Annotated in this window: 21 protein-coding genes and 1 pseudogene; 7 read left to right on the top strand and 15 right to left on the bottom strand. The window is 67.8% G+C overall.

Translation table 11 applies throughout. The annotated features are described in order from the left end of the window. Positions 1 to 67: 67 nt before the first annotated feature. Positions 68 to 1,051 (top strand): beta-ketoacyl-ACP synthase III, encoded by a 984-nt coding sequence (locus AB4Y75_RS03885; RefSeq protein ID WP_441434561.1) that lies wholly within the window; start codon positions 68 to 70, stop codon positions 1,049 to 1,051. 95 nt (positions 1,052 to 1,146) lie between these two features. Here the strand turns inward: AB4Y75_RS03885 and AB4Y75_RS03880 are convergent, their stop codons facing one another. The 3 genes from AB4Y75_RS03880 to AB4Y75_RS03870 form a co-directional block, all read right to left on the bottom strand. Next, positions 1,147 to 1,575, bottom strand: a complete 429-nt coding sequence (locus tag AB4Y75_RS03880; protein WP_441434560.1) for an HIT family protein — start codon at positions 1,573 to 1,575, stop codon at positions 1,147 to 1,149. Continuing rightward, complete coding sequence (locus tag AB4Y75_RS03875; protein ID WP_441434559.1) at positions 1,572 to 2,735, bottom strand: NAD(P)-dependent alcohol dehydrogenase; 1,164 nt, start codon at positions 2,733 to 2,735, stop codon at positions 1,572 to 1,574. Before AB4Y75_RS03875 ends, AB4Y75_RS03880 begins: the two co-directional genes overlap by 4 nt. A 79-nt stretch (positions 2,736 to 2,814) precedes the next feature. Beyond that, complete coding sequence (locus AB4Y75_RS03870) at positions 2,815 to 3,654, bottom strand: sulfurtransferase (protein WP_441434558.1); 840 nt, start codon at positions 3,652 to 3,654, stop codon at positions 2,815 to 2,817. Positions 3,655 to 3,744: 90 nt separating this feature from the next. Between AB4Y75_RS03870 and AB4Y75_RS03865 the strand changes: the two genes are divergently transcribed. Continuing rightward, entirely contained in the window at positions 3,745 to 4,854 is a 1,110-nt protein-coding gene (locus tag AB4Y75_RS03865) for a PLP-dependent cysteine synthase family protein (RefSeq protein WP_441434557.1), read from the top strand. Here AB4Y75_RS03865 and AB4Y75_RS03860 read toward each other — a convergent pair whose 3' ends face one another. Then, entirely contained in the window at positions 4,855 to 5,541 is a 687-nt protein-coding gene (locus tag AB4Y75_RS03860; protein WP_441434556.1) for an MBL fold metallo-hydrolase, read from the bottom strand. Between the two features lie 50 nt (positions 5,542 to 5,591). Further along, complete coding sequence (locus AB4Y75_RS03855) at positions 5,592 to 6,425, bottom strand: aldo/keto reductase (RefSeq protein ID WP_441434555.1); 834 nt, start codon at positions 6,423 to 6,425, stop codon at positions 5,592 to 5,594. A 209-nt stretch (positions 6,426 to 6,634) separates the two neighbouring features. Here AB4Y75_RS03855 and AB4Y75_RS03850 point away from each other — a divergent pair, with 209 nt between their 5' ends. Next, positions 6,635 to 7,072 (top strand): Fur family transcriptional regulator, encoded by a 438-nt coding sequence (locus AB4Y75_RS03850; protein ID WP_441434554.1) that lies wholly within the window; start codon positions 6,635 to 6,637, stop codon positions 7,070 to 7,072. On the opposite strand, the gene AB4Y75_RS03845 is transcribed toward AB4Y75_RS03850, so the two are convergent. From AB4Y75_RS03845 to AB4Y75_RS03820, 6 genes are all read right to left on the bottom strand, one after another. After that, on the bottom strand, positions 7,014 to 8,327 hold the full coding sequence (locus AB4Y75_RS03845; RefSeq protein ID WP_441434553.1) for an MFS transporter: 1,314 nt from the start codon (positions 8,325 to 8,327) through the stop codon (positions 7,014 to 7,016). The two genes, AB4Y75_RS03850 and AB4Y75_RS03845, sit on opposite strands and share 59 nt — an antisense overlap. Beyond that, positions 8,320 to 9,204 (bottom strand): metal ABC transporter permease, encoded by an 885-nt coding sequence (locus AB4Y75_RS03840; RefSeq protein ID WP_441434552.1) that lies wholly within the window; start codon positions 9,202 to 9,204, stop codon positions 8,320 to 8,322. Before AB4Y75_RS03840 ends, AB4Y75_RS03845 begins: the two co-directional genes overlap by 8 nt. Then, positions 9,205 to 9,969, bottom strand: coding sequence for a metal ABC transporter ATP-binding protein (locus tag AB4Y75_RS03835; protein ID WP_441435255.1), 765 nt, complete (start codon positions 9,967 to 9,969; stop codon positions 9,205 to 9,207). 93 nt (positions 9,970 to 10,062) lie between these two features. Continuing rightward, positions 10,063 to 11,073 carry a metal ABC transporter solute-binding protein, Zn/Mn family gene (locus AB4Y75_RS03830; protein WP_441434551.1) on the bottom strand — a complete coding sequence of 337 codons (1,011 nt, stop codon included), beginning with the start codon at positions 11,071 to 11,073 and terminating at the stop codon, positions 10,063 to 10,065. A gap of 83 nt (positions 11,074 to 11,156) precedes the next feature. Then, the gene (locus AB4Y75_RS03825; RefSeq protein ID WP_441434550.1) at positions 11,157 to 12,239 is read right to left on the bottom strand and encodes a hemolysin family protein; all 1,083 of its coding nucleotides are present in this window, start codon (positions 12,237 to 12,239) and stop codon (positions 11,157 to 11,159) included. Beyond that, complete coding sequence (locus AB4Y75_RS03820) at positions 12,232 to 13,551, bottom strand: hemolysin family protein (RefSeq protein WP_441434549.1); 1,320 nt, start codon at positions 13,549 to 13,551, stop codon at positions 12,232 to 12,234. Before AB4Y75_RS03820 ends, AB4Y75_RS03825 begins: the two co-directional genes overlap by 8 nt. 345 nt (positions 13,552 to 13,896) lie before the next feature. Here AB4Y75_RS03820 and AB4Y75_RS03815 point away from each other — a divergent pair, with 345 nt between their 5' ends. From AB4Y75_RS03815 to AB4Y75_RS03800, 4 genes and pseudogenes are all read left to right on the top strand, one after another. Continuing rightward, the gene (locus AB4Y75_RS03815; RefSeq protein WP_441434548.1) at positions 13,897 to 17,742 is read left to right on the top strand and encodes a multifunctional oxoglutarate decarboxylase/oxoglutarate dehydrogenase thiamine pyrophosphate-binding subunit/dihydrolipoyllysine-residue succinyltransferase subunit; all 3,846 of its coding nucleotides are present in this window, start codon (positions 13,897 to 13,899) and stop codon (positions 17,740 to 17,742) included. Positions 17,743 to 17,913: 171 nt separating this feature from the next. Further along, positions 17,914 to 18,354, top strand: a pseudogene (locus tag AB4Y75_RS03810) (GDSL-type esterase/lipase family protein); the annotation flags it as partial. Positions 18,355 to 18,491: 137 nt separating this feature from the next. Next, complete coding sequence (locus tag AB4Y75_RS03805) at positions 18,492 to 19,310, top strand: DUF4097 family beta strand repeat-containing protein (protein ID WP_441434547.1); 819 nt, start codon at positions 18,492 to 18,494, stop codon at positions 19,308 to 19,310. Next, the gene (locus AB4Y75_RS03800; RefSeq protein ID WP_441434546.1) at positions 19,310 to 19,927 is read left to right on the top strand and encodes a helix-turn-helix transcriptional regulator; all 618 of its coding nucleotides are present in this window, start codon (positions 19,310 to 19,312) and stop codon (positions 19,925 to 19,927) included. Before AB4Y75_RS03805 ends, AB4Y75_RS03800 begins: the two co-directional genes overlap by 1 nt. Positions 19,928 to 20,036: 109 nt before the next feature. Here the strand turns inward: AB4Y75_RS03800 and AB4Y75_RS03795 are convergent, their stop codons facing one another. From AB4Y75_RS03795 to AB4Y75_RS03780, 4 genes are all read right to left on the bottom strand, one after another. Then, positions 20,037 to 20,111, bottom strand: coding sequence for a 50S ribosomal protein bL37 (locus AB4Y75_RS03795; RefSeq protein WP_369299106.1), 75 nt, complete (start codon positions 20,109 to 20,111; stop codon positions 20,037 to 20,039). A 150-nt stretch (positions 20,112 to 20,261) separates the two neighbouring features. Further along, positions 20,262 to 21,446 (bottom strand): hypothetical protein, encoded by a 1,185-nt coding sequence (locus AB4Y75_RS03790; RefSeq protein WP_441434545.1) that lies wholly within the window; start codon positions 21,444 to 21,446, stop codon positions 20,262 to 20,264. Between the two features lie 277 nt (positions 21,447 to 21,723). Next, complete coding sequence (rsrA, locus tag AB4Y75_RS03785) at positions 21,724 to 21,975, bottom strand: mycothiol system anti-sigma-R factor (protein ID WP_441434544.1); 252 nt, start codon at positions 21,973 to 21,975, stop codon at positions 21,724 to 21,726. Continuing rightward, positions 21,972 to 22,694, bottom strand: coding sequence for a sigma-70 family RNA polymerase sigma factor (locus tag AB4Y75_RS03780; RefSeq protein WP_441434543.1), 723 nt, complete (start codon positions 22,692 to 22,694; stop codon positions 21,972 to 21,974). Before AB4Y75_RS03780 ends, rsrA begins: the two co-directional genes overlap by 4 nt. Positions 22,695 to 22,858 lie beyond the last annotated feature (164 nt).

The raw sequence follows: 22,858 nt of genomic DNA, 5'->3' as shown, positions 1-22,858 counted from the left end.
GAAGCGAGGATGCGGCCCGGTCAAATAAGCTTGGGTGGTCCGCCCATCCGCAACCAAAGGACTCCATATGAAGCTCAGCTTCCCTGTGCCGGTCGCCGGCACTGAAATCCTCGGCCTCGGCCATGCCCAGCCGGAACGGGTCATGGACAACCATGAGCTGGAGGGCATGATGGAGACCTCCGACGAGTGGATCCGTCAGCGGACCGGCATCGTCACCCGGCACATCGCCGGGGAGGAGGAGACGGTCAAGGATCTGGCGATTCCCGCGGCCCGGATGGCCCTGGAGGATTCCGGAATCCCCGCGGATCAGATCGATCTGGTGATCGTGGCCACGACCACGGCCGCGGAGCGCTCCCCCAACACGGCGGGCCGCGTGGCGCAGGCCCTGGGTCTCGGCAGCGCCGAGCGCGGCCCGGGCATCATCGACATCAACACGGCCTGTTCCGGGTTCGAGTACGCACTCGGCCTGGCGGACCAGTCGATCCGTGCCGGCTCCGCCAGCCACGCCCTGGTGCTGGGCGCCGAGACGCTGTCCAAGGTCACCGACTGGACGGACCGGAGCACCGCCGTGCTCACGGCCGACGGCGCGGGCGCCATGGTGATCGGCCCGACGGACGAGCCTCGGATCGGCCCCGTGGTGTGGGGCTCCAAGGGCGACCTCGCCGACGCCGTGCTGATCGCACCGCCCACCAACAAGTTCTGGCAGAACGGCCGCGAGGTGCTCCGCTGGGCGCTCAAGGACGCCGAGAAGCACGCCCGTGCCGCCGTTGAGCGCTCCGGGCTGCAGATGGAGGACATCGAGGTCCTCGTGACGCATCAGGCCAATCTGCGCATCATCGAGCCCATGGCCCAGGTGCTCGGCCTGACCGACAAGGTGGTGGTGACGGATGTGACCGAATCCGGCAACACCTCCGCCGCGAGCGTGCCCCTCGGGTACAGCAAGTGGTGGCACGCCGGTAAGATCCCGGCCGATGTCCCGGCCCTGCTCTTCGGTTTCGGCGGCGGCTTCACGTTCGCGGGCATGGTCGCCATGACCCCGCGCAGGAAGTAACACGCCTGACCGTCATCGACTGTCCCCACCGGCTCCCTGCGTTCGTGCCTCGCGCTGGGCCCTCGCCGGTGGGGACAGTCGATGCGTTTAACGGGTCAGGATTCCGGGACGAACTCCGCATAGCCGGCGGCTCGGAGGCCTTCACGGATCTTCTCCGCGTTGGAGTCCAGCTCGGCCGGGTCGGGGTTGTCGTCCACTGCGGCGAAGTCATAGTCCTTCATGGAGTTCGACGGCCAGACGTGCACGTGCAGGTGGTCGATCTCGTAGCCCGCCACCAGCAGCCCGGCCCGCTCCGAACCGAAGACGTCCACCTGGACCTTGCCGATCCGCTGGGCCACGATCATGGCCTTGGCGAGGATCTCGGGCGACGCGTCGGTCCAGCGGTCCACTTCCTCCACGGGCACCACCAGGGTGTGCCCCGGGGCCAACGGGCCGATCGAGAGGAACGCGACCACGTCCGGCTCGCGCCAGACGAATCGTCCGGGGATCTCCCCGTTGATGATCTTGGTGAAGAGAGTGCTCACGCGTCTGCTTCCTTCCCTGCGGGCTGGAGTGTGCTGGTGTCCAGGACAAAACGGTACTTCACATCGCCGGCCACCATGCGGTCGAAGGCGGCGTCGACCTCGCCGGCGCCGACCATTTCTATGTCGCTGGTCAGCGAATGCTCCGCACAGAAATCCAGCATCTCCTGGGTCTCCGCGATCCCGCCGATCAGCGAGCCCGCATAGGCGGCCCGCTTGCGGATCAGGAGTCCCGGATCCACGGGCGGCATGGCTCCCGACGGCAGCCCGAGCTGATAGATGACGCCGTCGCGGCGCAGGGTCCGGATCAGGGCGTTGAGGTCGTGCGGCGCCGCGACGGTGTCGATGATGACGTCCACGGAGGAGGATGCGGCCCGCATCTGCTCCTCGTCCCGCGAGTTGACCACACGGTCCGCCCCGAGTTCCGCGGTCGCCTCCCTCTTGGACTCCGAAGTGGTGAAGACCGTCACCGAGGCGCCCATGGCCTTGGCCAGCTTCACTGCCATGTGGCCGAGCCCTCCCAGGCCCACGACGCCGACGTCGTCGCCTTCCTCGACGCCTGCGTGCCGGAGGGGCGAGTAGGTCGTGATGCCGGCACAGAGCAGCGGCGCCGCCGCGGCGGGATCGAGGGTCTCCGGGATGCGCAGGACGTAGTTGCGGTCCACCACGATGGTCCGCGCATAGCCACCCTGGGTCTTCACGCCCCCGTGGCGGGTGTCGGTCCCTCCGTAAGTGCCCACCAGGCCGCGGGAACAGTACTGTTCCAGTCCCTCCTCACAGGCGTCGCACTCACGGCAGGAATCCACCATGCATCCGACGCCCACCCGGTCGCCGACGGCGAAGTCCGTCACCGCGGAACCCGTGCGCAGCACCCTGCCCACGATCTCGTGTCCCGGGACCAGCGGGTAATTCCCGGGGCCCCACTCGCCCCGCGTGGAGTGCACGTCCGAATGGCACAGCCCGCAGAACTCGATCAGGATCTCCACATCATCCGCGGAGGGCGCCCGCCGGGCCACGGTCATCGGTTCGAGACCGCCCTCCGCCGAACGGGCGCCGAGGGCCGCGACGAGACGGCCTTCGGCCTCGGAAGGGTCGCCCAGCGGCGAGACGAGATCGGGAAGTGGTTTGCCGAGCGGCGGGGGCACGGGACGTCCGGGAGTCATACCCGAAACGCTACCGCCCGGGCCGCTCGGCTGACCAGACGAGCGCTGCCGCCCCGGCCGTTCACCCGGCGCGCGGTGTTCATTCGCCCGTGGCCACCTCACGGGACGCGTCCTGGGACCACTGAGAGAACGAACCCGGGTACAAGGTGGCGTCGATCCCCGCGAGCGCCAGGGCCGCCACCTGGTGGGCCGCCGTCACGCCCGAGCCGCAATACACGGCCACCCGGCTGCCGGGCTCGACGCCGAGGCCCGCGAAGCGCGCCCGCAGTGCCTCGGGCGTCAGGAACGCCCCGTCCGCGTCCACATTCTCCGTGGTCGGGGCACTGACCGCGCCGGGGATGTGACCGGCGCGGGGGTCGATCGGTTCGACCTCACCGCGGAACCGCTCCCCCGCACGGGCATCCAGCAGGATCCCGTCCGCGGGCCAGGCGGCGGCCTCGTCGATGCCGATGGCAGCCTCCGGGTCCAGGGGTCGGAGCGTCACGTTCCCCGCGGGGAGGACCACCTCGTCCTTCTCGACGGGGAAGTCCTCCTGGACCCAGGCCCTGAGCCCACCGTCCAGGATCCGGGTGTCCGCATGCCCGTGGGCGCGCAGCAGCCACCAGGCCCGGGCGGCCGCCATGGAGCCCGAGTCGTCGTACACCACCACCGTGTCGCCGTCGTTGACGCCCCATCGGCGTGCGGTCGCCTGGAAGGATTCCAGGCCCGGCAGCGGGTGCCTGCCCTCCTGCGGGCCGGCGGGCGCCGCCAGATCGTTCTCCAGGTCCACGAACACCGCGGCGGGGAGGTGTCCCATGAGGTATTTCTCGCGTCCCAGCGGATCGCCCAGCTTCCACCGGACGTCGAGGAGGACGAGCTTGTCCGGGTCCAGGTCATGGACGTCGGTGGGCGCGATGGTCACGGGGAATTCTTGCTCCATGAGGCACACTCTATGCCCGGCGTGGCGGTGGTCCGCAACGCCCCGGTCCGGGCTCAGCGCGGATCCGGCGTGCCCATTAGGCTGGTTCCCGTGAGTGCAGCAGATTTCCCCCAGGTGGTCCGTTCCGATGATCGCGCCTGGGCCGACGAGGCCATCCGGATCATCACGGCGGAGGCCAATCGCTCCGCCGACACCCACCTGTACAGTGTGCCGCTCCCGGAGCACTGGGGCATCGAGCTGTTCATCAAGGACGAGTCCACGCACCGCTCCGGGAGCCTGAAGCACCGGCTCGCCCGCTCGCTCTTCCTCTTCGGACTGGTCAATGGCTGGATCGGACCGGGAACCACCATCGTGGAGGCCAGCAGCGGCAGCACGGCCGTCTCCGAGGCGTATTTCGCGCGGCTTCTCGGCCTGCCGTTCATCGCCGTCATGGCCCGCAGCACGAGCGAGGAGAAGATCCGCCTCATCGAGGACTTCGGCGGCTCCTGCCTCCTGGTGGACCATCCCGGCGAGGTCTACTCCACGGCCGAGGAGGTCGCCCGGACCACCGGCGGCCACTACATGGATCAGTTCACGTACGCCGAGCGCGCCACGGACTGGCGCGGCAACAACAACATCGCCGAATCGATCTTCCAGCAGATGTCCCGAGAGAAGCACCCGGTGCCCGAATGGATCGTGGTGGGCGCCGGAACGGGCGGCACGAGCGCCACGATCGGCCGCTATCTCCGGTACCACCGGCACCCGACCAGACTGGCCGTCGTGGACCCGGAGAACTCCGCGTTCTTCCCGTCCTGGCGGGACGGCGACCCGGACCTCACCACCGGGATGCCGTCCCGCATCGAAGGCATCGGGCGCCCGCGCGTGGAGCCGAGCTTCGTCCCGGCCGTGATCGACTCGATGATCCCCATCCCGGACGCAGCCTCGATCGCGGCGATGCGCCACCTGAAGCGTTACGCGAACCTCGACGCCGGCCCCTCCACCGGCACGAACCTGTGGGGCGTGTGGCAGATCCTCGCGGGCATGCTGGCACGGGGCGAACGCGGCAGCGTGGTGACGCTCATGTGCGACCCCGGCAACCGCTACGCCTGCAGCCACCAGAACGACGCGTGGCTCGCCGGGAAGGGGCTGGACCCCTCCCCGCACGAACGCACGATCGAACGCTTCCTCGACACCGGTGTCTGGGAACCGTTCGCCGGCTGATCAGCCGAGGTCCCGGGTGTCCCCCGCGTCAAGGTGCTCGTAGCTGGTGCCATACAGACCGCCCAGCCGGGTGACATGGCCCTCCAGCATGGACAGGCCTGCGGGATTCAGCAGCGCCTCGTGGATGTTGAAGGCGCGGCGGGCTCGGACGCTGATCACGAAGTCCACCACCTCCTGGATCTTGGACCACGGGGCGTGGACCGGCACGAGCAGCGTGTCCACCTCCACGCCGGCCGGAACGGTGAAGCTGTCCCCCGGGTGGTAGAGCGTCCCATCCACCAGGTACCCCGTATTGGCGACCACGGGGACCAGCGGGTGGATGAGCGCGTGCTGGCTGCCGAAGCCCCGCACCGCGTATCCGGCGACGACGACGTCGAGTCCGTCCCCGGCGTCGTGCACCCGGCCGTCGGGATCGGCTGCGCCCGCTGCCGCGGCTTCGCGCCGCAGCGTCCCCGCCAGCACCGCCGGCGCGTAGACGATCAGTTCCGGGGACTCCACCAATGCCGCCACCACGGCCGGGACGTCCACATGGTCCGCGTGTTCGTGGGTGATGAGCACGGCGTGGGCCCCCTCCAGGGCACGATCCGTCTCCGAGAACGTGCCGGGGTCCAGGACCAGGGTGCGGAGACCGTCGGGGGTCTCCTTGTCGAGGCGGACGCAGGAATGGGTGTACTTGGTCAGCTGCATGACCTCAGGGTACGCCTCGGCCTGTCACGTTCTCAGCGATCCGGGCACACTCACAGCATCTCCAGCGGAACCTTCCGGGTGGGCGCCGGGAACACCGCATCGATGCGCGCCAGGTCCGCGGCGCTGAGCTCGAGGTCCGCGGCGGCCGCGTTGTCCCGGACGTGATCGACACTGGATGCCTTGGGGATCGCGATGACGTCCCCGGATCTGATGGCCCACGCCAGGAGAACCTGCGCCGCGCTCACGCCGTGTTCCCCGGCGATGGCCGTCAGCGCGGGATCGTTCAGGAGCCGGCCCTGCTCGATCGGCGAATAGGCCATGGTCTTCACCGGACGGGGCTGCCGTTCCTGCGCCGGGAACAGGTCGAACTCGGGGCCGCGGCGGGACGGGTTGTAGAGGACCTGATTCACGGCGGGCGCGCTCGGGAAGCGGTCCAGCGCGTCGGCGTCGAAGTTGCTGATCCCCCAGGCGCCGATCAGCCCTCGCCGGATGAGCTCCTCGAAGCCTTCCACGGTGTCCTCCAGCGGATGCGAACCGGGCCAGTGCAGCAGGTACAGGTCGATCCAGTCGGTCCCCAGCACCTCCAGGGACCGCTCGCAGGCCTGGATGGTCCCTCTCCGGGACGCGTTGTACGGCAGGACCTTGTCCACCAGGTACACCCGGTCCCGCACGGGGGCGATGGCCTCGCCGACCAGATCCTCCGAGCGCCCGTCGCCGTACATCTCGGCGGTGTCCACCAGGGTCAGGCCGAGATCGATCCCCTCCCGGAGCGTCGCGATCTCGGCGTCGCGGCGCCAGGGATCGTCCCCCACGAACCAGGTCCCCTGGCCCAGGGCGGGGAGGACGGTGCCATCGGCGAGTGTGACGGTTTTCAGGGATGCCATGGCAGTGAAGCCTAGCGGCTGGAGCTTCCCGGCGTCCTGGGAACCCGAATGTTGCCACTCGGGCTGGGCCCGGACCTCTCACGGTCGCGGTCCACGGTGGGACTAATCCGTGCCCGCTCCTTGTTAAACTGAAGGTTCAGGACAGGACGACCGCGTTCAAACTAGCCGCGTTCAAGTTAGCCGTCTTCAAGGTAGCCAGGAGAGAAGTCGTGGAGCAGAGCTCAGAGGCCCGTGTGCAGACGAGGGTGACCAAACAGCGCCTCGCGGTGGACGCCGCCCTGGATCAGCTGGAGGACTTCGTGAGCACGCAGGAGCTCCACCGTTCCCTGCAGGACTCCGGAGTGTCCGTCTCCCTGGCCACCACGTACCGCATCCTGCAGTCCATGGCGGATGAGGGCGCCGTCGACGTCCTCCGCAGCACGGACGGCGAGGCCGTCTACCGCCGCTGCGAGGCGGACAGCCACCACCACCATCTGCTCTGCCGCCGCTGCGGCAAGGCGGTGGAGATCGAGGCTCCCGCCGTCGAGGCCTGGGCCGCGAAGATGGCCGCCGAACACGGTTTCACGGCGGTCACTCACACCGTGGAGATCATGGGGCTGTGCGCCGAGTGCTCCCAGGCTTCCGGGACCACAGCACCACGGGGATGAGCAGGAGCGCCAGCACCCCGCCTCCGAGGGTGACGGCCGAGTAGTCCCCTGCCGCCATGACCACTCCGGCCATGGCGCTTCCCCCGGCTCCGGACAGTGCCACCAGGACGTCCACGCCACCCTGAACCCGAGCCCGGGTGTCCGGTTCGGTCGCATCCACCAGGAGCGCCGTCGCGGTGATCAGGCCGAAGTTCCAGCCGAGCCCGAGCAGCGCCAGCGCCAGGACCAGGAGCCCCATCGAATCGCTCGGGGCGAGGGCCGCGAGAACCGCGGCCGCGACCAGGACGAACCCGCCCGCGCAGGCCATCCACACCCGTCCGATCCGGTCCACCAGCCAGCCCGTGACGAGCGAGGGCAGGTACATGGCCCCGATGTGGACGCCGATCACGAGTCCCACCTCCCCCAGGCCATGGTGGTGTGCGCGCATGTGGACCGGGGTCATGGTCATGATGGCCGTCATGGTCACCTGAGTCAGGACCATGATGAGAGCGGCCAGAACGACGCCGTTGCGCACCGGCTTCTTCTCCGGCGCCACCCCCGCGGCCGCGGGAGCCGGCGACTCCGGATCCTGCGGAACAGCCACAGCCGCTGCATTCCGCCGCAGCTCATGGGCCAGCCGGTAGGGGTCGGGCCGGAGCAGCACCCACAGCACCAGGCCGGCCGCGGCGTAGGCGACGGCCGCCAGGAGGAACGGGCCTGAGAGCACCGGAAGGCCCCAGGAGGCCGCCAGACCACCGAGTGGCTCCACGAGGTTCGGCCCGGCCACCGCGCCCAAGGTGGTGGACACCAGGGCGATGCTGACCGCCCTCCCCCGCTGATCCGCCGTCGCCAGATCGGTGCCGGCGTAACGTGCCTGAAGATTGGTCGCGGACCCGCCGCCGTACAGGAAGAGCGAGACGAAGAGCAGCACCGGGTTCCACAGCACCGCGGACAGCACCACTCCCGCGGCTCCGAGGGCACCCGCCCCGAACCCGAACGCCAGCCCGGGCCTGCGCCCGAAACGCTGCGTGGTCCTGCCCACCAGATACGCCGCGAGAGCGGAGCCGAGGGTGAAGAGCGCGGTCGGCAATCCGGAGACGCCGTCCGTGCCGAGCATCTCCTGCGCCAGCAGCGCGCCGACCGTGATGCCCGCGGCGAGCCCCGCGCCGCCCAGCACCTGGCTGATCACGACGACGGCGAGCGTCCTGCGCTGGACACGCGCCCGTGCGTCGTCGTCCGAGAGCACTAAGGCCTCCACCGTCGACCGCTCAGACACCTGCCGGGACCTCGACGTGACGCCCGTTGCGGCCCTTCCGCTTGCGCCAGGAGCCGATCCCCCAGCACACGAGGTAGATGAGGAAGGAGATGGTGGTGACATAGGGGCTGATCGGGATGCGGCCACCCAGCGCCAGGAGGATGCCGCCCACGGTGGACGTGGTGGCGAAGACCACGCTGAGGAGCACCACCAGCGCCGGGGAGCCCGTGACCTTGAAGGCCGCCGCCGCAGGCGTGATGAGCAGGGCGAGCACCAGTAGTGCTCCCACCACCTGGATGGACAGTGCCACCGAGACGCCGAGGATCAGCATGAACGCCATGGACAGTCCCTTGACCGGGACGCCGCGGGCCTCCGCCACATCAGGGTCGTCGCTCGCGAAGTTCAGGGGCCGCCAGAGGACGACCAGTGCCACCATGACCAGCGCGGCCGTCACCGCCAGCATCTGGAGCTGCACGGAGTCGACCGAGACGATCTGGCCGGTGAGCAGGGAGAACTTGTTGGCGGCCCGGCCCTCGTACAGCGAGAGGAACAGGATTCCCAGGCCGAGTCCGAACGGCATGAGCACGCCGATGAGAGAGTTCTTCTCCCGGGCGCGCAGGCCCATCACGCCCAGCAGCAGGGAGGCCGCCACGGAGCCGAGCAAGGAACCGAACACCACGTCGGCGCCGATCAGGAGGGCGAAGGACGCTCCGGCGAAGGACAGTTCGGAGATGCCGTGGACCGCGAAGGACAGATCCCTCTTGACCACGAACACCCCCACCAGTCCCCCGAGGACGCCCAGGATGGCTCCGGCCCAGAGGGAGTTCTGGAGCAGCGCCAGGAGTTCGCCGTAGTTCTCGAAGTTGAAGATGGCGCTCAGAACGGAGTTGAAATCCACTTACTCGCTCTCCTGTTCGTGATGCACCTGTTCGGGGATGCCGGAGACCATGAGGCGGTCCCCGGAACGGACCACTTCCACATGACCCTGGTAGAGCTCGGAGAGGGTCTCGGTGTTCATGACCTCATCCGGGGTGCCGACGCAGAAGCGGCCACCGGCCAGGTAGAGGACCTTGTCCACATACGGCAGGACGGGATTGAGTTCATGGGTCACGAATACTACGGCCGATCCTGCGTCGCGGCACTGACGGTTGACCAGTTCACTCACGATGTTCTGGTGCCGCGGGTCCAGGGAGAGCAGCGGCTCGTCGCAGAGCAGGATGGCGGGATCCGCGGCGAGGGCCTGCGCGATCCTGAGGCGCTGCTGTTCGCCGCCGGAGAGCTGGCCCACGGGGACCTTGGCGTAATCCGTGGCGCCGACATGGGCCAGGAGCTCGTCGATCCTCCGGTTGACGCCACGCCGTTCCAGACGCACTCCCCAGCGATGACCGTCCACGCCCAGACCCACCAGATCCCGGGCCCGGAGAGCGGTGTCCGGGGCGAAGGCCTTCTGCTGGGGCACATAGCCCACCCGGGCCTTGGGGACCCGGCTTTCCAGCGTCCCCGAAGTCAGCGGCAGGAGCCCCAGCAGGACACGGAGCAGGGAGCTCTTCCCGCTGCCGTTGGCGCCGAGGACGGCGAGGAACTCCCCGGCCTTGATGTCCAGGTTCAGGTCCTCCCAGAGGACGCGCCGGCCGAATCCGAGCCCGGCCTCCCTGAGTGACATCAGGGAGGCCGGGGCCGGGTGAATGGTGTTCTCGTTCATGTTCTCCCTGAGCACGGGACGATGGAGGATGCGCGGCGGCGCACCGCTATCACTTTAGCCCCGGACCTTCTCCACGGCCTTCTGGACAGCGGAGACGTTGTCCGACATCCAGCTCAGGTAGTCCTTGCCTTCAGGAAGCGTCTCCGTGAAGGACACCACGGGCGCTCCCGCATCAGTGGCGGCCTTCTTCACGGCTTCGGTCTGCGGACCGGAGGTCTGCTCGTTGTAGGCGAGGAAGGCGGCCTTCTTCGAAGAGAACAGCTTGAGGGTCTGGTCGAGGACTGTGGCCGGGACGTCGTGGCCCTCCTCCACCGCGCTCGTGAACTCCTCCGGCGTGACGTTGTGCAGGCCCGCGGCCTCCAGGAGGTAGAGCGGCACCGGTTCGGTGACCGCCACGTCCACATGGCTGCCCTTCGTGAGCTTCTCCAGGGTCTGCTGGTAGCCGCCCAGGCGCGACGTGAAGGCTTCCGCGTTGTGCTTGAACTCGGCCGCCGACGCCGGGGCCAGTGCGCTCAGGCGCTGCTCGACCTGGGCCGCGACCTTCTGCATGGCGGGGAAGTCGTACCAGACGTGCTCGTTGAACGAGCCGTGATCGTGCCCGTGGTCATGACCGTCGGCCTGAGTGGCGCTCGGGGCGGGGCTTTCGCCGCCCTCCTGCTGGAGACCGGAGACGTTCACCGCGTTGATGACGTCGGCGGGATCCAGCTTGGCGTCGGCCACCATGCCGTCCATGAAACTGTCGTAGCCTCCGCCGTTGACCACCACGAGCTTCGCCTTGGAGACCTTGAGACGGTCCTGGGCCGTGGCTTCGTAGGAGTGGGGATCCTGGCTGATCTTGGACACGATCGACTCGACGTTCACCTTGTCGCCGCCGATCGCCTTGACCAGGCTTCCGTAGGCGCTCGTGGACGCGACGACGGTGAGCTCACCGGACGCGCCGCTCTCGGTGCCCGCGGCGCTGCTGCCGGGGGTGGAGCAGGCGGCGACGCCGAGCAGCACGACGCCGGAGAGCGCGGTCAGGGACAGGGTCTTCTTGCGGAACTGCGTCTTCTTTCGGAACTGCACGGGCACCTCGGGTTCAGGCTGGGGGAAGGTTGCTTCCCCCAGCCTAGACCTAAATGAGAATCATTTCCATTTAAGGATGGAAATTACCGTTCTCCGGGTTCCCGCTGACTCTCCCAGTACCGCACGGCGTCCTTCGCCTGCGTCTCGTCCTGGATCTCACCCACCAGTTCCTCGATGACGTCCTCCAGGAAGAGGACACCCAGGGTGTGGCCCTGTCCGTCGACCACACGGGCCACATGGGACCCGCTCTTCTGCATCCGGGCCAGCACGTCCTCGATCTCCATCTCCGGGGCGATGTTCACCAGCGAACGCTGGCGGACCACGGCGATGGGCTGGTCGTACTGGGACTCCGGGATGGAGATGACGTCCTTGACGTGGAGATAGCCGGACAGCTCACCGTCGTCGTCCTTCAGCAGGAAGCGGGAGTAGCCGGTCTTGGCGACCATGCGCTCGAACTGCTGCGGGGTGGCGTCCTCGCTGAGGGTCGCCAGACGGTCCAGCGGGACCATGACCTGGGAGGCCTGGCGCTCGGAGAACTCGAGAGCGCCGGTGAGCAGGCCGGCGTCGTCCTCCACCAGACCGTGGCGGGTGGACTCCTGGACGATCGACTGCACCTCCTCCAGGGTGAAGGTGGACGTCACCTCGTCCTTCGGCTCCACCCGCATGAGCTTCAGCACGTGGTTGGCGCTCCAGTTCAGGGTCGCCACCACGGGCCGCAGCATGGTCGCCAGAGTCGCCAGCACCGGAGCCAGCAGCAGGGCCGCCTTGTCCGCCGTGGAGACCGAGATGTTCTTCGGCACCATCTCGCCGAACGTCACGTGCAGGAAGGTCACCACGAGCAATGCCGCGGCGAACGCCAGCGCGCCGGCCAGGGTCTCCGGGATGCCCAGATGCTCCAGCGGTTCGGCGATGAGGTGGTGGATGGCAGGCTCAGCCACCTGCAGGATCAGCAGCGAGCACACCGTGATGCCCAGCTGAGCGCAGGCCAGCATAAGGGAGACCTGCTCCATGGCCTTCAGCGTGGTGGCCGCACGCCGCGACCCCGCCTCCGCCAACGGCTCGATCTGGGAGCGGCGCGCGGACATGATCGCGAATTCCGCCGCCACGAAGAAGGCGTTGCCGAGCAGCAGCACCACCAGCCAGAGGATCCCCATCCAGTCACTCATGACGCTCCCCCTCTCCGGATTCCTCGTCCAGAGGCAGGAAGGCGAGCCGGTCCACCCGGCGCCCGTCCATCCGGACCACGCGCAATTCGCCCCCATGGACCGCGACGTGGTCGCCGGCCACGGGGATCCGTCCCAGACTGCTCATCACGAAGCCGCCCACGGTCTCGTAGGAACCGTCCTCGGGGATGATCAGACCCTTGATCTGCGCACCCACTTCATCGGGACGCAACAGTCCGGGGAAGAACCACCGGCCGTCGGCGCCCTGAAGCACGCCCGGCCTGCGCCGGTCGTGCTCATCGGCCACCTCGCCCACGATCTCCTCCACCAGGTCCTCCAGCGTCACGACGCCGGCGGTGCCGCCGTACTCGTCCAGCACCACGGCCAGCTGCATGTTGGAGGCGCGCAGCTCGGCGATGAGATCATCCAGCGGGATGGTCTCCGGAACCCGGAACACCTCGGTCATGAGGGAACCGACCTCCAGTTCGGCACGCTTGGCCGTCGGCACGGCCACGGCCTTCTTGATGTGCACCACTCCCCTGATGTCGTCCACGGACTCTCCGGTGACGGGGAAGCGGGAGTAGCCGCTGGCGCGGGCCGCGTCGATCACGGCGGTGACCGGCTCCACGGCATCCAGCGTCTCCATGCGGAAACGCGGGGTCATGACGTCGGCCGCCGTCTTGTCTGAGAAGCGCAGGGTGCGTGCCACGAACTCGGCGGTGCCCGGATCCAGCGTCCCCATCTCGGCCGAACGGCGTACCAGGGAGGCGAGCTCGTCCGGGGTGCGGGCGCCGGAGATCTCCTCCTTGGCCTCCAGACCGAAGATGCCGAGCACCTTGTTGGAGAAGCCGTTCAGGAGGAGGATGGCCGGCTTGAAGATCATCGTGAACACCAGCTGGGGCCGGGCCACGGCCTTGCCCACGGTCATCGCCTGGGCGATGGCCAGGTTCTTCGGCACCAGCTCGCCCAGGATCATGGAGAACACCGTGGCCGCGATCATCGCGATCACCAGGGAGACCGGCGTCGGATCGGCGATCCCCAGCCCCGTCAGGGGCTCCTTGAGGAGACTGCCGACGGAGGGCTCCAGGACGTATCCGGTCAGGAGTGTGGTCAGGGTGATGCCCAGCTGGCAGCTGGACAGCTGGGTGGACAGGGATTTCAGGCAGGCCAGGAGAGGCTTGGCGGCCTCGTCGCCGTCGTCGACGGCGGCCTGGACCTGTGCCTGATCGAGGGCCACGAGGGAGAATTCCACGGCCACGAAGAAGCCGGTGCCGAAGATCAGCAGAACGCCGAAGAGCAGGAAGAGCCATTCCATGGAGCGCGGTCACCCCCTCGGCTGGCAGCGGTCAGTCCGCGGGCGGGTGGATGGGCATGAGATCGGGGTCTGCCGGCTGGATCGGAGGCCGCGGGGGCAGCATGGCTGCGGCGGCGTCGGGAGTGTCCAGGCCGGCACCTGGAATGACTGTCCATAAGGAGACCAGTCTATCCAGACCCGGGCCCGGAAGGCACGCAAACTTTTACGCTCTGTAGATTAGCCCTCAGCAAGCCTCGTCACTAGACTTGCAAAGGTCTGGGTTCACGCAACCCGGCACTGGACCAGGCCGGCACCGAGGCCGGCTCTCATTCCAGCGGGCAAACAAAAATGGAAGAGGCGTATCACGTGCCAGAGCAGCCAAACCACCGTCTACCCGAAGAGTTCGGCGGAAATGAGTGGCTTGTAGATGAGCTCTACGAGCAGTTTCTGAAGGACAAGAACTCTGTGGACTCCAAGTGGTGGTCTGTCTTCGAGAACTACGGTTCAGGCAACCCGGCCCCGTCGACGCAGACTCAGGTGCTGCCGACCGTGGCCACGGCGACCAAGACCGCCACTGCGACCGAGGCCCCCGCCTCACCTGCTCCCGCGACGGCGCCGCCCGCCGCCCCTGCACCCGCACCGGTCGCCGCGGCCCAGGCTGCGCCGGCCGCCGCCCCGGCCCAGAACGGCCAGGCCCAGACCGCCCCCGCCGCGCCCACCACGAAGGCCCCGCCGCGCGTCGTCGCCAAGGACGGCAACCGCACCACGGCCACCGCGCCGATCCCCGCCCAGCTGCCCAAGAGCGCGCCCGCGGAGTCCGGCCCGCACGAGGAGAACGTGGTCCAGGTCCTCCGCGGCCCGGCCAAGGCCATCGCGGCCAACATGGTCACCAGCCTCGAGGTCCCCACGGCCACCAGCGTGCGCGCCGTCCCGGCGAAGCTCCTGATCGACAACCGTGTGGTCATCAACAACCACCTGGCCCGCGCCCGCGGCGGCAAGGTCTCCTTCACGCACCTCATCGGCTTCGCCGTGGTCAAGGCCCTCAAGCAGTTCCCGTCCATGAACGTCACCTACGACGTGCAGGACGGCAAGCCGGTCGCGGTCGAGAACGCTCACGTGAACTTCGGCATCGCCATCGACATGCCCCGGCCCGACGGCACCCGCCTGCTCATGGTGCCGAACATCAAGAAGGCCGAGACCCTGCGGTTCGCCGAATTCTGGCGCACCTACGAGGACCTCATCAAGCGCGCCCGCAATGGCAAGCTGACCGCCGACGATCACGCGGGCACCACGGTGTCCCTGACCAACCCCGGCGGCATCGGCACGGTGCACTCGGTCCCGCGCCTGTCCAAGGGCCAGGCGGCCATCATCGGCGTCGGCGCCCTCGAGTACCCGGCGGAGTTCCAGGGGTCCAGCGAGAAGAAGCTCGCCGAGATGGCCGTGGGCAAGATCATCACGCTGACGTCCACCTATGACCACCGCGTCATCCAGGGGGCGGGCTCGGGTGAGTTCCTGCGGATCGTGCACCAGCTCCTCCTGGGCGAGCAGAACTTCTACGACGAGATCTTCGAAGAGCTCCGCATCCCGTACGAGCCCGTGCGCTGGAGCCCGGACGTCCAGGTGGATCCCACCGACGAGATCAACAAGGTCGCCCGCATCCAGCAGCTCATCCACGCCTACCGCGTGCGCGGCCACCTCATGGCGGACACCGATCCGCTCGAGTACGTGCAGCGCAAGCACCCGGACCTGGACGTGCTCAACCACGGTCTGACCCTCTGGGACCTGGACCGCGAGTGGCCCACCGGCGGTTTCGGCGGCAAGCAGTTCCTCAAGTTCCGCACCATCCTCGGCGTGCTGCGTGACGCCTACTGCCGCACCACCGGCATCGAGTACATGCACATCCAGGATCCCGAGGAACGCCAGTGGTTCCAGGACGAGCTGGAGCACCCGTACTCCAAGCCGAGCCGCGAAGAGCAGCTGCGCATCGTCTCCCGGCTGAACGCGGCGGAGGCCTTCGAGACGTTCCTGCAGACCAAGTTCGTCGGTCAGAAGCGCTTCTCCCTGGAAGGCGGCGAGTCCCTGATCCCGCTGCTGGACGCCATCATCTCGGATGCCGCGGACAAGGGCCTGGACGAGGTCGCGATCGGCATGGCCCACCGTGGTCGCCTGAACGTGCTGACCAACATCGCGGGCAAGACCTACGCCCAGGTGTTCCGCGAGTTCGAAGGCACCCAGGACCCGCGCAGCGTCCAGGGCTCCGGTGACGTGAAGTACCACCTCGGCACCGAGGGCACCTTCACCTCCGAGTCGGGCAACGCCACCAAGGTGTACCTGGCCGCCAACCCGTCCCACCTGGAGGCGGTGGACTCGGTGCTGGAAGGCATCGTCCGCGCCAAGCAGGACCTGCTGGATCAGGGCACCGCCTTCCCCGTGCTGCCGATCCTGGTGCACGGCGACGCGGCCTTCGCGGGCCAGGGCGTGGTGGCGGAGACGCTCAACCTCTCCCAGCTGCGTGGTTACCGCACCGGCGGCACCATCCACGTGATCGTGAACAACCAGGTCGGCTTCACCACCTCGCCGTCCTCCTCGCGGTCCTCCACCTACTCCACGGACGTCGCCAAGATGATCCAGGCGCCGGTGTTCCACGTGAACGGCGACGACCCGGAGGCCGTGGTCCGCGTGGCCCAGCTCGCCTTCGAGTTCCGCGAGCGGTTCCACAAGGACGTCGTCATCGACATGGTCTGCTACCGCCGCCGCGGTCACAACGAGGGCGATGACCCCTCGATGACCCAGCCGCTCATGTACAACCTGATCGAGGCCAAGCGCAGCGTCCGCAAGCTCTACACCGAGGCCCTCATCGGCCGTGGTGACATCACCGAGGAAGAAGCGGAGCAGCTGCTGCGCGACTACCAGGAGCGCCTGGAGCGGGTCTTCGCGGAGACCCACGCCGCTCAGACCTCCCCCATCCCGGTCATCACCGCGGATTCGGCGGCCGTCTCCGGCATCGAGCGCCCTCTGGCTCAGCGCAACGACGGCATGGTCAACACTCCGAGCACCACCGCGATCACCGCCCAGACCCTGGCGCACATCGGTCAGGCGTTCCTCAACATCCCGGAGGGCTTCACGGTCCACCCGAAGCTGAAGCAGCTTCTGGAGAAGCGCGCCCAGATGTCCGTGGACGGCGGCATCGACTGGGGCTTCGGCGAGATCGCGGCGTTCGGCTCGCTGGTCATGGAGGGCGTCCCGGTCCGTCTGACCGGCCAGGACTCCCGTCGCGGCACCTTCGTCCAGCGTCACGCGGTCTTCCACGACCGCAAGACGGGCGAGGAATGGGCTCCGCTGGACAACCTCTCGGAGGACCAGGCCAAGCTCTGGATCTACGATTCGCTGCTCTCGGAATACGCCGCCATGGGCTTCGAGTACGGCTACTCCGTGGAGCGCCCGGACGCCCTGGTCATGTGGGAGGCCCAGTTCGGTGACTTCGTCAACGGCGCCCAGACCGTAATCGACGAATTCATCTCCTCCGCCGAGCAGAAGTGGGGACAGCGCTCCTCCCTGGTGCTCATGCTGCCGCACGGCTACGAAGGCCAGGGCCCGGACCACTCCTCCGCCCGCATCGAGCGCTTCCTGCAGATGTGCGCCGAGAACAACATGGTGGTGGCGGAGCCGACCACCGCGGCCAACCACTTCCACCTGCTGCGCCGGCACGCGTACAGCCGCCCGCACAAGCCGCTGATCGTCTTCACCCCGAAGCAGCTGCTCCGCCTCAAGGGCGCCGCGAGCTCGGTGGCGGACTTCACCACGGGCGGCTTCCAGCCCGTGATCGGCGACCACGCCGAACTGGATCCGGCAGCCGTGAAGCGCGTCATCCTGGTGGCCGGCCGACTGTACTACGACCTGCTCGCCAACCGGGACAAGGCTCAGGACACCAGCACGGCGATCGTCCGCGTGGAGCAGCTCTACCCGCTGCCCACCGATGAGATCCGCGCCGAGCTGGCGAAGTACCCGAACGCCGATGTGGTCTGGGCCCAGGACGAGCCCGCCAACCAGGGTCCGTGGAGCTTCATGGCCCTGAACCTGGTCCCGTCGCTGGACCGCCCGGTCCGTCTGGTCAGCCGCCGCGCCTCCGCGTCGACGGCTGCGGGCACCGGCAAGCGGCACGCGGCCGAGAACGCACTGCTCATGCAGCAGGCCTTCGACCACCGCCCCTGAGGCGGCCTGCGCGCCGTCGTCGTCCGCCGCTCAGCGGTGAGGCACGACGGCGCGTCGCGGCTTCCAGACACCCGTCGCCTGCGCTTCGTGGCACAGGCAGCGGGTGTCTGTCGTTTAATGGAGTGGGGACGCTGCGCCGGACACGGCGCTTCAGCTGCGCGAAAGGACATTGTGGAGGACAGAAAACTTCGAATCGCCGCGGTCGGCGATGAACTGCTGGCAGGGCTCGGCGACCCCCGCGCACTGGGCTGGTACGGACGGGTCCTGGCCCGTACGCCGCGGGATCAGTTCTCGCTGGAGAGCTATTCGCTCCCGTGCCCCGAAGAGGGCACCGAGGGTCTCTCCGCACGCTGGGCCGACGAGACGGGCCGGCGTTTCGGTCAGGGTTACGAGAACCGCCTGGTGATCGGCCTCTCCGGACGGGACGTCGAGTTCGGCCTGTCCACGGCGAGGAGCCGTCTCAATCTGGCGAACATCCTGGATCACGCCTCGCAGGCGAGTGTGTCCGTGTTCGTGGTGGGCCCTCCTCCGACCCTGGACCCGGCCAAGAACCGCCGCCTGGCCGAGCTCAACACCGCATTCGCCGACGTGACCACGCGTCGTCACCATCTGTTGTTGCGGGTGTCGTCCGACGACACCCGCAACAACTGAGCACTCAACGCGTTTAAGCCGGACCCTTGACTCGAGATATATCGCGATATATCGTGAAATCACAGACGCGATATATCGCAAGATTCGAGGAGGAGAGCATGGCAGAGGAACGCTGGGCCGTCACCGGTCCGCAGACGATCGACATCGAAGGCGTGACGTCCCTGAAGCTCGGCATCGTGCATGGCCGCTTCGACGTGGTCACCCATCAGGACAGCATCACCCGGATCGAGGTCTCCGAGGTCTCCGGTGACCCCCTCGACGTGAGCTTCAACGCCGGCCGTCTTGAGGTGCGGCACCAGGAGCCCGGCCCCCAGGGCTGGTTCAAGAACGTCATGAACACCGTGACCCAGTCCCAGGAGAACACGGTCACCATCAGCATCGCCGTGCCGGCCGGCATCCAGGTGGACGCCTCGACGGTGGCCGGCAACGGCCTGGTCTCCGGGACCACCGCCAAGACCTCCCTCAACACGGTCTCGGGTGATGTCGTCGCCGATCAGACCTCCTCCCACCTGGACGTCAATTCCGTCAGTGGCGAGGCGATCGTGCGCAATCACCACGGCAGCCTGTCCGTGAACACCGTGTCCGGCGCCGTCACGGCCACGGGAGCGCTCAATCACGTCCGTCTCAACAATGTGAGCGGTGAAATCCTCCTGGATGTCTCCGCGGACACCCAGGACATCGGGGCCAACACCGTCTCCGGGGACATGACCATCCGCCTTCCCCGGAGCGTGGGCGTGGACCTGAAGGCCAAGACCGGCTCCGGCCAGGTCATCATCGACGCACAGCGCTACATGCCCGTGAAGAACACCGTCGCCACGATCGTGGGTCCGGAGGAACATCTCCTGGTCCTGCGGACCAACTCGGTGTCCGGCGACGTCTCCGTGGTTCACGCCCCGGACGATGAAGGAGAGCTGTAATGCCCCCGGTCTTCGCCCACGGTGCTCTGCGCCTCTACCTGCTGGCCCTGCTGGAGGACGGCGCCAAGCACGGCTACGACCTCATCAAGGCGCTCAGCGACCGATTCAACGGCACCTACTCCCCCAGCGCCGGCACCATCTATCCCCGGCTCGCCAAGCTGGAGGAAGAGGGACTGGTCAGCACTCAGGTGGATGGCCGCCGGACGAGCTACAGCCTGACCGACGCGGGACGCCGGGAACTCGAGAACCGCAGGGAGGAGCTCTCCCACGTGGAGAACGACATCTCGGCTTCGGTCCGTCGGCTCGCCGACACCCTGAGGGAAGACATCGGCAGCAACATCCGTTCCCTGCGGGAGGAGCTGACCTCCACCAGGCGCCAGGCCCGGGAAGAGGCGGCTCACCATGGCTACGTCAAGCCCGGCACGTCGGCGTCTCAGGCCAGGGCCACCGCACTCAGCCAGGCTGCCGAACAGCTCATCACGGGATTCCGCTCGGAACTGCTCATGCTGGTCCGCCTCCGGAAAGCCCGGGGTGACCTGCAGGAGACCGAGCTGGAGGCCCTCCGCCTGATCCTGGACCGGGCACGGTCCGAGGCGAAGGAGCTCTTCAGGAGCTGACCGCCGTTCCGCCGCACAGACGCCTCGGGCCCTGGAACCACAATGGTTCCAGGGCCCGAATGTTCAGCGTCACGCTGAGATCGGCTGCCGCACCGGGCGGCAGTCAGTCTCAGGTGTTGGGGCGCTTGCCGTGGTTGGCACCGCCACGCTTACGATCACGACGCTTGCGTGCACGCTTGCTCATAGCTGGACTCCTTCTGTTCTCGACTCTCAAAGAGCTGCCCTCAAGTCTCCCATATGGAGGCGACCGGAGCGAAACCGCGCCTCAGGTGTGAGGTGGGGGCCGACGTCGGGCGTTCAGAACAGATGCAGGCGTCCGTCATGCTCACGCCGCTCAGTGCTTGACGTGGGGCGAGTGCGGAGAGGGGATCTTGTCCGGGTGAAGCTGGCGGGCCCGTTCGTGAGTGAGCTCATCGGTCGTCGTCACGAGCGGAGACTCGGTGCTCCGCGCCGTCCGTCCGCTGTACGCCTTCCCCTTGGTCCCGACGGCCAGGCTGAGGTTCTGCAGGTCATTCGGGCCGGTCAGGGTGGCGACCGCATTGTCCTTGTTGAGGTCCTGCTGCACGGAGCCGGGGTTGATGACTCCGTTCCAGTTCCAGTCGATGGGTCCGTCCGCCCGCGCCTGATGCCGGGTGCCGCCCGTCCACCAGTACAGCTGGTTGCCCGCCGCGGCGGCCCCCAGGCCGCCCGCCTCGGTGAGGGCGGATTCGTTCAGACTGTTCTGGGCCCTGGTGGAGTAGGCGAACAGGGCGCCGCCCGCCGTCTGCGGGATGCCCGTCATCTGGTACGAGTAGTTCATGATGCTCAGATAGTTGGGCTTGTTGTTGACGCCATCCGTGCCCCCATGCGTCAGACCGAGATTGTGTCCCAGCTCGTGGATGAACGTCCCGACCCGGATGTCGCTGCTGGCGGTGCCCCAGTACCGCGGCCCGACGGTCACCAGAAGCTCGAGACCGTTGATCCAGGCCTGTCCGGAGGACGAACCGGTGCCGTAGCTGTCCCCGAACACGGTGTAGTGGAACACGTTCGCCCGCGCGGGATCCGAGTACTGCTGCCGCAGTTTGCGGACCTCATCCACGCCGCTCAGGTTCTGCTTGTACGGGATCTCGTTCCCACCGCCCAGATCGTAAGCGGCCCCTCGCGCGCCTCCCGCGTCCAGGTGGATGGTGACCCCCGTGGTGCCGTCCGGGTTGTTCACCGGCAGCGCGGCGAAACTCTGCCGGATGCGGTCGAGCTCCGCGGTGGAGGGAAGCAGCCCCGGCATGTAGTCCAGCTCCACGAAGAGGTCGGCCCTGCGAGGGTCAGCGCCGAGAGCGGGCAGGTCGAGGTCGATGGCCCCGTCCCCGTTCGTGTCGACGCCGTCGGTCTCCCAGCTGTCCGGCAGGCCGTCCCCGTCCGAATCCGTCGCTGTGGGGACGATGGCTGCCTGGGCGGGTGTGGCGGGAAGCAGCACACCGGACAATCCGAGACCCAGGGTCAGGACGCCGGCGGAGGCCGCACTCACAATCTGTCTTTTCACGGTGGTCACCTTTCAGGGTGGAGGCGAGAATGATCGCTGGACACTCCGGTCAGGTAAGGCCGGAAGCTGCGATCATCTCCACCTGAGCAGATGGCACCGAGCCGGTTCAATGGCTGTTACAGAAAAAGTTAAACAATTAACCACTTGCGACTCCGCGGAGCGATCGCCTCTCCCCGGGCAAGTCTCCGGACAAGCGAAAGCCCACGTGACCGTCGGTGGACGGCCACATGGGCTCTGGCTGCACTCGCGTCCGGCTCAGGAATGCGGACGACGACGCTCAGGCGCGTGCGGCGTGGATCCGGTCCAGGATGCTCTGCTTCAACTGATCCGGGGCGGCCTCCGTGCAGGAACGCTTGACCATGGAGCGGATCATGCACTCCAGGTCATGCTGCTCCAGGCAGTTGGGGCAGTTGGCCAGGTGATCCTTGATCTCCTCCACATCCGCGCGGGGAAGCGCTCCGTCGAGGTATTCATAGATGCGTTCGATTCGGGCGTCTTCGCAATCGCCCAGGCCTTGACAGTCTTTCATTTCGCTTTCTCCACTGGTGCCGTGTCAGCTGCGGTGCGCCGCACGCCGATTCCCCGTTCGGCCGCGTACTCGGCCAGCATCTCGCGGAGCATCCGGCGTCCGCGGTGCAGGCGGGACATGACCGTCCCGATCGGGGTGTTCATGATCTCTGAAATCTCTTTGTAGGCGAAGCCTTCGACATCCGCGAAGTACACCGCCAGCCGGAACTCCTCCGGAATGGCCTGCAGGGCCCGCTTGACGTCCGAGTCCGGCAGGTGGTCCAGGGCCTCCGTCTCAGCGGAGCGGAGACCGGTGGAGGTGTGGGACTCCGCCCGCGCCAGCTGCCAGTCCTCGATGGTCTCCCCGTGGGACTGCAGGGGTTCGCGCTGCCGCTTGCGGTAGAGGTTGATGTACGTGTTCGTCAGGATGCGGTACAGCCAGGCCTTCAGATTCGTCCCGGGCTTGTACTGGTGGAAGGCCGAGAACGCCTTGGTGTAGGCCTCCTGCACCAGGTCCTCGGCATCCGCCGGGTTCCGGGCCATCCGCATGGCCGCCGAATACAGCTGATCCACGTATTGCATGGCGTCCCGTTCGAAACGGGCGCGGCGCTGGTCATCGCTCTCGGACGCGACGTCCACCGCACTGCTGTCCGAGGCGGATCGCTCCGCTGCTTCTTCGCCCGCCTTCCGGGCCGCGGTGGCGGCTCCGGTCCCGGGGGTCTCCGATTCCGTGGTGTTCATCGCGTCCCAGTCTAGCCCCGTGGGCACACCCGGACGCTGGGTGGCGCGTGCCCGGATGACGGGTGCCGCCGGACGATCCAAGACCACGGGCATGGGCTCTCCTGACGCATCTTCCGCACGAGGCTTCTCCTCGTGTCATCACTGCTTCGGACAACGGCTCCCGC

It is taken from the genome of Arthrobacter sp. RAF14, from assembly GCF_052114185.1.
In the GTDB taxonomy this organism is placed as follows: domain Bacteria; phylum Actinomycetota; class Actinomycetes; order Actinomycetales; family Micrococcaceae; genus Arthrobacter_E.
This window is presented reverse-complemented; position numbering and strand designations above follow the sequence as displayed.

Excerpts from the sequence above, each read along its gene's own strand:
- AB4Y75_RS03885 (WP_441434561.1), top strand. The coding sequence starts at position 68 with ATGAAGCTCAGCTTCCCTGTGCCGGTCGCCGGCACTGAAATCCTCGGC.
- AB4Y75_RS03875 (WP_441434559.1), bottom strand. The coding sequence starts at position 2,735 with ATGACTCCCGGACGTCCCGTGCCCCCGCCGCTCGGCAAACCACTTCCC.
- AB4Y75_RS03870 (WP_441434558.1), bottom strand. The coding sequence starts at position 3,654 with ATGGAGCAAGAATTCCCCGTGACCATCGCGCCCACCGACGTCCATGAC.
- AB4Y75_RS03860 (WP_441434556.1), bottom strand. The coding sequence starts at position 5,541 with ATGCAGCTGACCAAGTACACCCATTCCTGCGTCCGCCTCGACAAGGAG.
- AB4Y75_RS03855 (WP_441434555.1), bottom strand. The coding sequence starts at position 6,425 with ATGGCATCCCTGAAAACCGTCACACTCGCCGATGGCACCGTCCTCCCC.
- AB4Y75_RS03835 (WP_441435255.1), bottom strand. The coding sequence starts at position 9,969 with ATGTCACTCAGGGAGGCCGGGCTCGGATTCGGCCGGCGCGTCCTCTGG.
- AB4Y75_RS03825 (WP_441434550.1), bottom strand. The coding sequence starts at position 12,239 with ATGAGTGACTGGATGGGGATCCTCTGGCTGGTGGTGCTGCTGCTCGGC.
- AB4Y75_RS03820 (WP_441434549.1), bottom strand. The coding sequence starts at position 13,551 with ATGGAATGGCTCTTCCTGCTCTTCGGCGTTCTGCTGATCTTCGGCACC.
- AB4Y75_RS03805 (WP_441434547.1), top strand. The coding sequence starts at position 18,492 with ATGGCAGAGGAACGCTGGGCCGTCACCGGTCCGCAGACGATCGACATC.
- AB4Y75_RS03800 (WP_441434546.1), top strand. The coding sequence starts at position 19,310 with ATGCCCCCGGTCTTCGCCCACGGTGCTCTGCGCCTCTACCTGCTGGCC.
- rsrA (WP_441434544.1), bottom strand. The coding sequence starts at position 21,975 with ATGAAAGACTGTCAAGGCCTGGGCGATTGCGAAGACGCCCGAATCGAA.
- AB4Y75_RS03780 (WP_441434543.1), bottom strand. The coding sequence starts at position 22,694 with ATGAACACCACGGAATCGGAGACCCCCGGGACCGGAGCCGCCACCGCG.